The 10,433-nt window shown below is 73.6% G+C and carries 12 protein-coding genes; 4 read left to right on the top strand and 8 right to left on the bottom strand.

Annotation, left to right across the window (positions count from 1 at the left end):
* The 3 genes from DY240_RS19635 to DY240_RS19625 all read left to right on the top strand — a co-directional run.
* Window positions 1–749 (top strand): MFS transporter (locus DY240_RS19635; protein ID WP_119661533.1); only part of this gene is annotated, 749 nt, incomplete at its 5' end.
* Complete coding sequence (locus DY240_RS19630; RefSeq protein WP_119661532.1) at window positions 746–1,654, top strand: sucrase ferredoxin; 909 nt, start codon at window positions 746–748, stop codon at window positions 1,652–1,654. The genes DY240_RS19635 and DY240_RS19630, both read left to right, overlap by 4 nt.
* A 10-nt stretch (window positions 1,655–1,664) precedes the next feature.
* Entirely contained in the window at window positions 1,665–2,165 is a 501-nt protein-coding gene (locus DY240_RS19625) for a beta-class carbonic anhydrase (RefSeq protein ID WP_199701823.1), read from the top strand.
* A 160-nt stretch (window positions 2,166–2,325) separates the two neighbouring features.
* On the opposite strand, the gene DY240_RS19620 is transcribed toward DY240_RS19625, so the two are convergent.
* Window positions 2,326–3,177 carry an LLM class F420-dependent oxidoreductase gene (locus DY240_RS19620; protein WP_119661531.1) on the bottom strand — a complete coding sequence of 284 codons (852 nt, stop codon included), beginning with the start codon at window positions 3,175–3,177 and terminating at the stop codon, window positions 2,326–2,328.
* Window positions 3,178–3,226: 49 nt separating this feature from the next.
* On the opposite strand from DY240_RS19620, the gene DY240_RS19615 reads away from it, so the two are divergent.
* Entirely contained in the window at window positions 3,227–3,709 is a 483-nt protein-coding gene (locus tag DY240_RS19615; RefSeq protein ID WP_199701822.1) for a GNAT family N-acetyltransferase, read from the top strand.
* Here DY240_RS19615 and mnhG read toward each other — a convergent pair whose 3' ends face one another.
* The 7 genes from mnhG to DY240_RS19580 all read right to left on the bottom strand — a co-directional run bounded on the left by mnhG (window position 3,710) and on the right by DY240_RS19580 (window position 10,385).
* Window positions 3,710–4,063, bottom strand: coding sequence for a monovalent cation/H(+) antiporter subunit G (mnhG, locus tag DY240_RS19610; RefSeq protein ID WP_119661529.1), 354 nt, complete (start codon window positions 4,061–4,063; stop codon window positions 3,710–3,712).
* Complete coding sequence (locus tag DY240_RS19605) at window positions 4,060–4,332, bottom strand: monovalent cation/H+ antiporter complex subunit F (protein WP_119661528.1); 273 nt, start codon at window positions 4,330–4,332, stop codon at window positions 4,060–4,062. The genes mnhG and DY240_RS19605 overlap by 4 nt, the downstream gene beginning before the upstream one ends.
* The gene (locus DY240_RS19600) at window positions 4,329–4,907 is read right to left on the bottom strand and encodes a Na+/H+ antiporter subunit E (protein ID WP_199701821.1); all 579 of its coding nucleotides are present in this window, start codon (window positions 4,905–4,907) and stop codon (window positions 4,329–4,331) included. Before DY240_RS19600 ends, DY240_RS19605 begins: the two co-directional genes overlap by 4 nt.
* Window positions 4,904–6,484, bottom strand: coding sequence for a Na+/H+ antiporter subunit D (locus DY240_RS19595; RefSeq protein ID WP_119661527.1), 1,581 nt, complete (start codon window positions 6,482–6,484; stop codon window positions 4,904–4,906). Before DY240_RS19595 ends, DY240_RS19600 begins: the two co-directional genes overlap by 4 nt.
* Window positions 6,481–6,960 carry a Na(+)/H(+) antiporter subunit C gene (locus DY240_RS19590; protein ID WP_119661526.1) on the bottom strand — a complete coding sequence of 160 codons (480 nt, stop codon included), beginning with the start codon at window positions 6,958–6,960 and terminating at the stop codon, window positions 6,481–6,483. Before DY240_RS19590 ends, DY240_RS19595 begins: the two co-directional genes overlap by 4 nt.
* Window positions 6,957–9,869 (bottom strand): Na+/H+ antiporter subunit A, encoded by a 2,913-nt coding sequence (locus DY240_RS19585; RefSeq protein WP_119661538.1) that lies wholly within the window; start codon window positions 9,867–9,869, stop codon window positions 6,957–6,959. The genes DY240_RS19590 and DY240_RS19585 overlap by 4 nt, the downstream gene beginning before the upstream one ends.
* 111 nt (window positions 9,870–9,980) lie before the next feature.
* Window positions 9,981–10,385, bottom strand: coding sequence for a hypothetical protein (locus tag DY240_RS19580; RefSeq protein ID WP_147375410.1), 405 nt, complete (start codon window positions 10,383–10,385; stop codon window positions 9,981–9,983).
* Window positions 10,386–10,433 lie beyond the last annotated feature (48 nt).

Here is a 10,433-nt window from a genome sequence, read left to right as displayed (position 1 = left end):
TGGCGGCGTTCGCCTGGCGGCAGCGCCGCGCCGCCGCGCCGCTCGTCCCGCCGGACGCCGTCCGGGCCCGGCCCGCCTGGGGCGCGCTGGTCGTCAGTCTGTTCGTCGGCGCATCGCTGGTCGCCGTCGTCGTCGACGTCCCCATCCTCGCCCGCACCGTTCTCGACGGCGCCGACCAGCTGGACGCCGCGCTGGTGCTGCTGCGGTTCCTGGTCGCGCTGCCGGTGGGCGCGCTGCTCGGTGGCTGGCTGCTGCGCCGGTACGGACCGGCGCCGCTGGCCGGCGCCGGCATGGCGCTGGGCACCGCCGGGCTCGCCGTGATGGCGACGTGGGGCGTCGGCTCGCTGGACGGCGTCGGCGACGACGCGGTGCTGGTGGCGGCCGGGCTCGGGTTCGGGCTGGCGATCGCCCCGGTGAACGCCGCGTTGCTGGCCGCGGCGCCGCGCGAGACCCACGGCGTCGCCAGCGCGCTGCTCGTCGTCGCGCGGATGATCGGTATGCTGGCCGGACTGTCGGCGCTGACCGCGATCGGCCTGCGGCGGCTGTACTCCGTCCAGGCGGACATCGAGTCGCCGGCCGTCCTGTGCCCGGACTCCCCCACCGACTGCGGCCCGTACGACGACGCCGTCCGGCAGGCGATCGTCGAGCAGTTGCAGGCGACGTTCACCGGCGCGGCCGTGTGCGCGGCGGCCGCCGCGGTGGGTGCGCTGCTCCTGCTGCGGCACCGGACCCGTACCGTGGAGGCGTGACGCTCTGCTCGGACCTCGGCCGCGAGCTGGCCGAGCCGCTGGCCGGGACGGCGCCCGTCGCGGCCTGGTGGCTGGTCGTCGAGCAACCCGGCCCGTGGGGTGCGAAGGCGCTGACACAGTCGCACCTGGACCCGTCGCTCGGGCGTGACCTCGACGCGGCCGCGGCCGAGCACGGCGGCCGGGTCGCACTGGTCCGGCGGCCGCGGCGGCATCCCGACACGCACCATCCGGCGGCGCACCGGGTGTGGCTGGCCGGTACCACGCCGGGCGCGACGTTCCTGCTCGGCGGCTGGCTGCCATCGCCCGACGCGCTGCGCTCGCTCGACTTCGCCGCCCTCGGAGCCGGTTCCCCGGCCGGGCTGCCGGAACTGCGGCCGGAGACCGAACCGCTGCTGCTCGTCTGCACGAACGGCCGCCGCGACCTGTGCTGCGCGGTGAAGGGCCGCGCGCTCGTCGCGGGGCTGCGCGACGACGTGCTCGGCCGGGTCTGGGAGACCACCCACCTCGGCGGCCACCGGTTCGCCCCCACCGCGGTGCTGCTGCCCCACGGCGTCATGTACGGGCGGATGGACGACAAGCTGGCGTTGCTGCTGGTCGAGGAGGCACGGGCGGGCCGCTTCCTCGACGACGGCTACCGCGGGCGCAGCACGTTCGAGCGGCCCGGCCAGTCCGCCGAGGCCGCCGTGCGCCGGCTGCTCGGCCACACCGGCCTCGACGACCTGACGGTGTCGTCGCTGGTCCCGGTCGCCGACCGCGCCTGGGACGCCGTCGTCGAACATCGCGACGGGCGCAGCTGGACCGTCGCCGTCCGCGCCGAGGAGCAGCAGCCGCCCCGTCCGGAGTCGTGCGGCAAAAGCCCGGTCACCCCGATCGCGTACCGTGCCGATGTCCCCGTTCCACAGTGAGAGGAGCCCGATGCGGTCCGACGAGTTCAGCGACGTCCTGTCCGCGAACGGCCACTACGCGGAGCGGTTCGCGCTGGCCGGCCTCGAGCCGGTGGCCGCGCGCGGGCTGGCGGTCGTCACCTGCATGGACTCCCGCATCGAGCCGCTGGCCATGCTCGGCCTGAACCCGGGCGACGCGAAGATCATGCGCAACGCCGGCGCCCGCGTCACCACCGACGTGCTGCGCACGCTCGCGCTGGCGACCCACCTGCTCGGCGTCACGCGGATCATGGTGGTCGCGCACACGAAGTGCAAGATGGCCAGCGCGACGGCCGACGAGGTCGTCGAGGCGATCGAGCAGTCGTCCGGCATCGACGTCCGCAGCCTCGACTTCCAGCTCATCGGCGACCAGAAGGCCACCCTCGCCGAGGACGTGCAGAAGATCCGCTCGTGGCCGTTCCTCCCGCCGGGCGTCCCCGTCGGCGGCTTCCTCTACGACGTCGACACCGGGAGGCTCACTCAAGAGGCTTGATCACGGTCGCGGGAGCAAGATCGTTCGTCCTGCGACCGACAGCCTCGTGGTTGGCGGTTTGGTGGGGCTATGGCACCACCAAACCGCCAACCATCTTCTGGATCGGGGATCAGCCGGCCGTTCTTCACCCGCGCCGTCGCCGCCGTAGTTCCCCGCCCGATCAGTCCGAGACGAGCGCCGGCGCGAGGGCGCGCCACTCCGCACGCGGGAGGCCGGGCCGGCCGGTGAGCACCTGGACGCAGACGTGGTCGGCGCCGGCGACGTGGTGCTCGGCGACGCGGGCGGCGATGGTCTCGGGGTCGCCCCAGGCGACGAGCGCGTCGACCAGCCGGCGGCTGCCGGAGCCGCTGAGGTCGTCGTCGGTGAAGCCGAGGCGACGCAGGCTGTTCACGTAGTTCGGCAGGCCGAGGTAGAAGGCGACCACCGGGCCGGCGATGCGCAGCACCTCGTCCTCGTCCGCCGACAGCACGACCTTCTGCTCCGGCGCCAGCAGCGGCCCGTCGCCGAGGACGTCGCGGGCCAGGCGGGTGTGCCGGGGTGTGACGAGGTAGGGGTGCGCGCCCAGGCTGCGCTCGCCCGCCAACCGGATGGTCCGCGGCCCGAGTGCCGCGACGGCGCGCTTCCGCGCCGGAACGCCGGCCGCGTCGAGCTGGTCGAGGTACTCCACGACCTTGCTGTAGGGACGGTGGTACTGCTCGACGAACTTCGCGTGGCCGGCGCCGATGCCCAGCAGCAGCCGGTCGGGGTACGCGCCGTCGACCCGCTGGAACGCCGCAGCCACCTCGTCGGCGGGCTCCGTCCACACGTTGACGATGCCGGTCGCCGCGGTCAGCCGGGTCGTGGCGGCGAGGACCTGCTCGGGCCTGACGAGGTCCGCCTCGGCGCCGCCCAGCCAGGCCGCGCCGTACCCCAGCGCCTCCAGCTCCGTGAACGCCTCCGCCACCTCCGCGGTGTCGCCCGGCCAGCTCCGTGCGCCGATCCACACGCCGGCACGCCCCACCTCGATCGCCATGACTGGGCCAACCCGCCGGCGGCGCGACGTGTTCCCTTACGCTCGTGGCGTGCCGCACACCTTCCGCGCCCCCGCCGAGGCCGACGAGGCCGTCCTCCTCCAGCTGAACAACGATCACGCCCTGGAGCTGTCCGAGCTCACCGCCGAGGAGTTCCGCGAGCTGCTGAAGGTCGCCTGGCGGGTCCGCGTCACCGACGACCTCACCGCCATGGTCATCGCCTTCGACCAGGACACCGTCCGGTCCAGCCAGAACTTCGACTGGTTCAAGGCCCGCCACCCGCGCTTCGCCTACATCGACCGCGTCGTCGTGGCGCCGGCCGCCCGCGGCCGGGGCCTGGCGCGGGCGCTCTACGAGGACGTCATCGCGGCCGCGCGTGCGGAGGGGCAGACCCTGCTGTGCGCCGAGGTCAACCTCGATCCGCCGAACCCCGCCTCCGATGCCCTGCACACGTCGATGGGGTTCGCCCCGGTGGGCTCGGCCGAGCTGGCCGGCAAGGGCAAGTCCGTCCGCTACTACACCCGCCCGCTCTGATCACGGGCCGGGGCGGTCCTCGGCCTCCAGCACCGGCGTGAGCTCGTCCACCAGCAGCGTGTCGCGACGCACCGCGCCGCGCCGGTACGCGGCCCGGCCCACCATGTGCGCCGCCACCGGGGCGGTCAGCAGCTGGAACATGGCGACCGCCAGCAGCATGCCGACGTCGCTCCAGTCGCGCAGCCGCAGGCCGATGCCGACGAGGATGAGCAGCAGGCCGAACACCTGCGGCTTGGTGCCGGCGTGCATGCGGCTGAGCAGGTCCGGGAACCGGATCAGGCCGACGGCGGCGATCAGCGACAGCGCGCACCCGGCCAGCAGGCACGCGGCGGAGACGACGTCGAGCCAGGTCACGAGCCCTCCCCCTTGTCGTCGTGGGCGGCGAAGCGGGCGACGCTGACCGAGCCGACGAACCCGACCAGCGAGAGCACGACCAGGATCGGCAGCGTGGTGGCGTGCCGGTTCAGCGCCGCCTCCAGGCCCAGCCCGGCGACGACGATGGCGATCAGCACGTCCATGGCGACGACCCGGTTGAGCATGGTCGGGCCGATGGTCATGCGGGTCAGCACCAGGACGGCGGCGAGGCTCAGCATGCCCGCGCACACCCAGATCACGACGGTCATCGGCCCACCCCTTCGGCCAGATACGCGGCCAGTTCCTCGTCGGACGCCAGCGCCCGCACGACCCGCTCCTCCTGCCGCAGGGCCCGCCGCCGGGCGGCCTCGACGTCGGATTCGTCGCGGACGCCCAGGACGTGCAGGAACAGCGTCGACGTCGAGCGGCGCACCTCGACGACGAGGCTGCCGGGGACGAGCGACAGCAGCTCGGCGGTGAGGGTCAGGTAGAGGTCGGAGCGGCTGCGCAGGTCGACCTCGATGACGGCGTTCAGCGGCGGCCGCCCGATCCGCAGTGCCAGCGCGGCGACCTGCACGCTGGCGACCACCAGCTCGACGACGAACCAGCCGATCAGCACGGCCAGCCCGCGCGCCCGCAGCCGGCCGCCGAACACGATCGGCGGCAGCGGGAACACCAGCGTGACGACGACGGCCACGACCAGCCCGGACAGCACGTTGCCCACCGTCAGGCCGCCCCACAGCAGCACCCAGACGACGGTCAGCCCGATGAGCATCGGCCACTGCACGCCGTTGCGCCGCACCGGCGCGTCGCCCGGCACGCCGTCGGACCTCTCGCGGCTCACGGGGCACCTCCCGGCAGGACGGCCTCGATGTACGGAGTGCGCTCGCGCAGGTCGGCGGCGGCGCGGTCGGTGAGCCCGAACAGCGGCCCGGCGAACACCGTCATCGCGACGCCGACCAGCAGCAGGACGGCGGCCGGCCCGGCCATCCCGGCGCGCAGGGCGACCGCGGCCACCTTGCTGGAGACCTGCGCGCCGGTGCGCACCGGCTTGCGGTGCAGGTCGGTGGTCGGCCCGGCGGCGCCGTCGGGCTCCACCGCCGGCGGCTGCCAGAACGCCCGGTTCCACGCCTTGGCCATCGCGTACAGCGTCAGCAGGCTCGTCACCACGCTGCCCGCGACCAGCACGTACGCCAGCCAGCCGCCGTCGTCGACGCCGGCCTGCATGAGCCCCAGCTTGCCGAGGAACCCGGAGAACGGCGGGATGCCGGCCAGGTTCATCGCCGGCACGAAGAACAGCAGCGCCAGCACCGGAGACAGCCGTGCCAGCCCGCCCAGCCGTTCCAGTGAGGTGCTGCCGCCGCGCCGCTCGATCAGCCCGGCGACGAGGAACAGGTTGGTCTGGATGACGATGTGGTGCACGACGTAGTAGATGGCGCCGGACAGGCCGTCGTCGCTGGCCAGGGCCACCCCGAAGACCATGTAGCCGATGTGGCTGACCAGCGTGAACGAGAGCATGCGCTTGAGGTCGTCCTGCGCCACGGCGCCGAGGATGCCGATGACCATGGTCAGCAGCGCCACCCACAGCAGCAGGTCGGACAGCGGGCTGTCCGGGAACAGCAGCGTCTGCGTCCGGATGATCGCGTAGACGCCGACCTTCGTCAGCAGGCCGGCGAAGACCGCGGTCACCGGCGCCGGCGCCGTCGGGTAGCTGTCGGGCAGCCACGCCGACAACGGGAACACCGCGGCCTTGATCGCGAACGCCGTCAGCAGCATGAGCTGCAGCAGCAGCGCCACGCTGGGCGGCAGCTCGTCCAGCCGCCCGGCCAGCTGCGCCAGGCTGACGGTGCCGGTGGCGGCGTAGACCAGCGCCAGCGCCGTCAGGAACACGATCGACGACGCCAGGCTCACGACGACGTACGTGCTGCCGGCCCGGATGCGGTCGGCCGTGCCGCCCAGCGTGAGCAGGACGTACGACGCGGCCAGCAGGATCTCGAAGCCGACGTAGAGGTTGAACAGGTCACCGGACAGGAACGCGTTCGACACGCCCGCGACCAGGATCAGGAACGTCGGGTGGTAGATCGACAGCGGGATGTCCGGCCCGTACTCCACCAGACCCTGGCTCAGCGAGTACAGCAGGACGCACAGCGCCACGATCACCGACACCAGCAGCATCAGCGCGGACAGCCGGTCGGCCACCAGCGAGATCCCGATCGGCGCGGGCCAGCCGCCGACGTGCATCACCTGCGGGCCGTCGGCGTCGGCGCGGGCCAGCAGCACGGCCGCGATGACCACCATGAGGCCCAGGACGACGACGCTCACCACCCGCTGCGCCCTGGCGGACCGGCCCAGCGCGAGCGCCAGCCCGGCGCCGAACAGCGGCAGCACGACGGGCAGCGGGACGAGCACGGACGCGTTCATCGGCGCTCCCCCTCGGGTCCGACGGCGGCCGGCTCACCCTCGCCGGAAGGCTCGTCGGCGCCCTCCTCGTCCATCGTGCCGCCGGCGCTGTCGTCGTAGCTGGACGACACCTCGTCGCGCTCGGCGCGGCGGCGGATCGCGGCGTCCTCGACGTCGTCCTGGACGTCGTCGTGGCCGTTGAGCTGCCAGGCACGGTAGGCCATGGCCAGCAGGAACGCCGTCACCCCGAGGGTGATGACGATGGCGGTGAGCACCATCGCCTGCGGCAGCGGGTCGCTCATGTCGTCGACGTCGTTGAGGCCGACGATCGGCGCCCGCCCGGCCGGCCCGGACGCCACCAGGAACAGCGTGTTCACGCCGTTGCCGATGAGGATGACGCCGACCAGCACACGGGTCAGGCTGCGCTCGAGCAGCAGGTAGACGCCGGCGGCGAACAGCACGCCGACCACGACGACGAGGACCAGGTTCGTGGTCATCGCACCTCCTCCGCGGTCTCCATGGACTCGCCCGGCTCGGCGGCGTCGTCGTCGCCGGCCTGCTTGTCGACGCCGCCGCCGAGGCTGCGCAGGACGTCGAGCATCAGGCCCACCACGACGAGGTAGACGCCGACGTCGAAGAACAGCGACGTCACGAAGTGCACGTGCCCCACCAGCGGCAGGTCGAGGTCGACCACCGCGCTCTGCAGGACGTCGCCGCCGAAGGCGAGCGGCACCAGCCCGCTCCCCGTCGCGATGAACAGCCCGATGCCCAGCACCATGCCGGCGTCGACGGGGGCGGCCTCGTTCAGCTCGTGCCGGCCGCCGGCGAGGTAGCGGACCATCAGCGCGAGCCCGGCCACCAGTCCCCCGGCGAACCCGCCGCCCGGCTCGTTGTGCCCGACGAACAGCAGGTAGATCGAGAACACGATGATCACGTGGAACGCCAGCCGGGTGACCACCTCGAACAGGATCGAGCGGCGCTCCGGTGCGACGGTGCGACCGGCCCGCAGCCACAGGTTGCGGTGCTGACGGCGATCGGGCGACGTGGGCGCGCTGGCGATCGCGTCGTCCGCCCGCCACCGTCCGTTCCGGCTGGTGATGAGGAAGATCAGGCTCGCCACGCCGGTCGCGGCGACGACCAGGACCGAGATCTCGCCCATGGTGTCCCAGGCCCGGATGTCGACCAGGGTGACGTTGACGATGTTGTGCCCGCCGCCGTACGAGACGGCCGGTTCGGCGAAGCCCTCGGACACCGGCTCGGTCGTGCGGGCACCGGACGCGGCCAGCGCCAGCCCGGCCATCACCAGCCCGACGGCGATCCCCAGCCCGATGCGCCACCAGCGCGACTTCGTCAGCGGCCGGTCGGAGAAGTACGGCGGCAGCCGCCGCAGCACCAGCACGAAGACCACCAGCGTGACGGTCTCGACCAGCACCTGGGTCAGCGCGAGATCGGGCGCGCCGTGCAGGATGAACAGCATCGCCATGCCGTAGCCGGTGCCGCCGGCCAGCACGACGGCCTTGAGCCGGCGCCGCGACCGCGCGGCCAGCACCGCCCCGGCGATCATGATCGCGCCGACGATCGCCTGTCCGACGCTGTCCCACGCGCGCACCCCGGGCGCGTCGGCCCACAGCTGCCGGGTCACCAGCACCCCGCCCGGTACCGCGACCACCACCAGGAAGATCACGGCGAGGTAGCTGGGCAGTGAGCCACGCTGGGTCGTGCCCGTGACCTCGACGGCGAGCCGGTCGACGCCGCGCATGATCGCCCGGTAGGCCACCTCGGCGTCGCCGCCGGTGACCAGCCGGCCTTGCAGGCGGTCGACCCGGTTGCGCCAGCGGAACAGCACGATGCCGGCCGCCACCGAGACGATCGACAGCACCAGCGCCGTGTTGACGCCGTGCCACAGGGTCAGCTCGGGCTCGTGCGCCCCCTCGGGGAACTGCGCGGCGTACGGCTCCAGCAGCGCCGTCTCGACCGGGCCGAGGAAGCCGAGCCCGAGCCCGACCGCCGCGAGCAGCACCGGCGCGGCGGAGAACCCGGCGGTCGGGAAGCGGCACTCGGACGCGGGGATCGGCGCGACGCCGGGCTTGACGGCGAACGCGCCCCAGACGAACCGGATGCTGTACGCCGCGGTCAGCGCCGAGCCCACGGCCAGCCCGGCGACCAGCGCCCAGCCGGCGACCGTCCCGATGCCGGTGCCGTCGCCGGTCTCGGCGATGTCGACGGCGGCGGCGTACGCGGTCTCCTTGGCGACGAAACCGGCCAGCGGCGGTATGGCCGCCATCGACGCCGCCGCGAGGATGGACGTCCACAGCAGCACCGGCAGCCGGCGCCCCAGCCCGGACAGCTCACGCAGGTCGCGGGTGCCGGTGGCGCGGTCGACCAGGCCGACCACGAGGAACAGCGTCGCCTTGAACAGCGCGTGCGCCACCAGCATCGCGACGCCCCCCATGGCCGCCGCCCGCGTTCCGGCGCCGACCAGCACGATCAGGAAGCCGAGCTGGCTCACCGTCCCATAGGCCAGCAGCAGCTTCAGGTCCGTCTGGCGCAGCGCCCGCAGGCCGCCGAGCAGCATCGTGAGCAACCCGAGGGTCAGCAGCAGCGGCCGCCACGGCAGCAGCCCCGCGAAGGCCGGCGCGAACAGCGCCACCAGGTACACGCCGGCCTTCACCATGGCGGCCGCGTGCAGGTAGGCGCTGACGGGGGTGGGCGCGGCCATCGCGCCCGGGAGCCAGAAGTGGAACGGGATGAGCGCCGACTTCGAGACCGCGCCGACCAGCACCAGCACGACGGCGACCGTGACGGCGCCGCCGCCGGGCGGGTTCGCCAGCACCTCGGAGATGCGGTACGTCCCCGCGGCCTGCCCGATGACGATGACGCCGACCAGCATGGCCAGCCCGCCGAACGTCGTCACCATGAGCGCCTGCATCGCCGCCCGCCGGTTCGCCTTGCGCTCCGGGTTGTGCCCGATGAGCAGGTACGACAGGACGGTCGTCAGCTCCCAGAACACGTACAGCACCAGCAGGTCGTCGGCCAGCACCAGCCCGAGCATCGCCCCGGCGAACGCCGTCAGCAGCCCCGCGAACCGCGGCAGGCCGGCGTCGTCGCGCCGGAAGTAGGCCGCGCAGTACGCCAGCACCAGCGCTCCCACGCCGGTGACCAGCAGTGTCATGACCCAGGTGAGCGTGGTGAGACGGAACGACAGCTCCAGGCCCAGCGTCTCCACCCAGCGCACCCGCTGCTCGACGGCACCACCGTGCCTGACCTCCTCGGTCATCGCGGCCGCCCAGACGAACGCGGCGGCGGGGACGACGGCCAGCACCACCAGCGCCCGGCGGCGCAGCCAGGTCACGAGGGCAGGCGCCAGCGCCGCGGCGGCGAGGTGCGCGGCGATCAGGGCCAGCATCATGAGCGGCTCTCCCGGAGGGTCATGCGGCAACGGACGGTCGACACGGGAAACCCTTCGATGGTGCCGCCTGCGCAGCGTCGCAGGGGCACATTCACAGGGACGGGACGGTCAGAGGTCGCCGGGTTCAGGAGGTGCGCGGCCGTCGACCGCGCCGGCAGGGGCCGACGCGGCGGGGCGCGCGCTGGTGTCGTCGATCTGGTCCGTACCGGCGCTGAGGACACCGGCGGGGGTGGTGTCGGTGACGACGACGGCGGAGTCGGGGCCGGCGTGGCCACCGTCCGGTGCGTCGCCGTCGCCGTGGGCGTGCCGTACGGCGTCGTCGGCCGCGGGCGGGTCGTCGTCGGCGCGCGGCAGCGAGTTGGGGGTGATCTCGGCGGCGGGGTGGATGGCCGGACCCTGACCGCGGACGGTGTCGGCTCCCCCGGTGATCATGGCGGCGGCCAGCACGACGAGGCCGGCGGCGAGCAGCACGGCGAGGACGTCGCGAAGCACGGTTCGGGGCGTGGTGACCATGCGCGTCATCCCTCCCCCGGTGCTCGTTCGACGCCTTTACCCTACCGG

It is taken from the genome of Jiangella rhizosphaerae, assembly GCF_003579925.1.
Taxonomy (GTDB): domain Bacteria; phylum Actinomycetota; class Actinomycetes; order Jiangellales; family Jiangellaceae; genus Jiangella; species Jiangella rhizosphaerae.
Note: the sequence above shows the minus strand (reverse complement) of the source record. Positions and strands in the feature narration are given on the sequence as shown.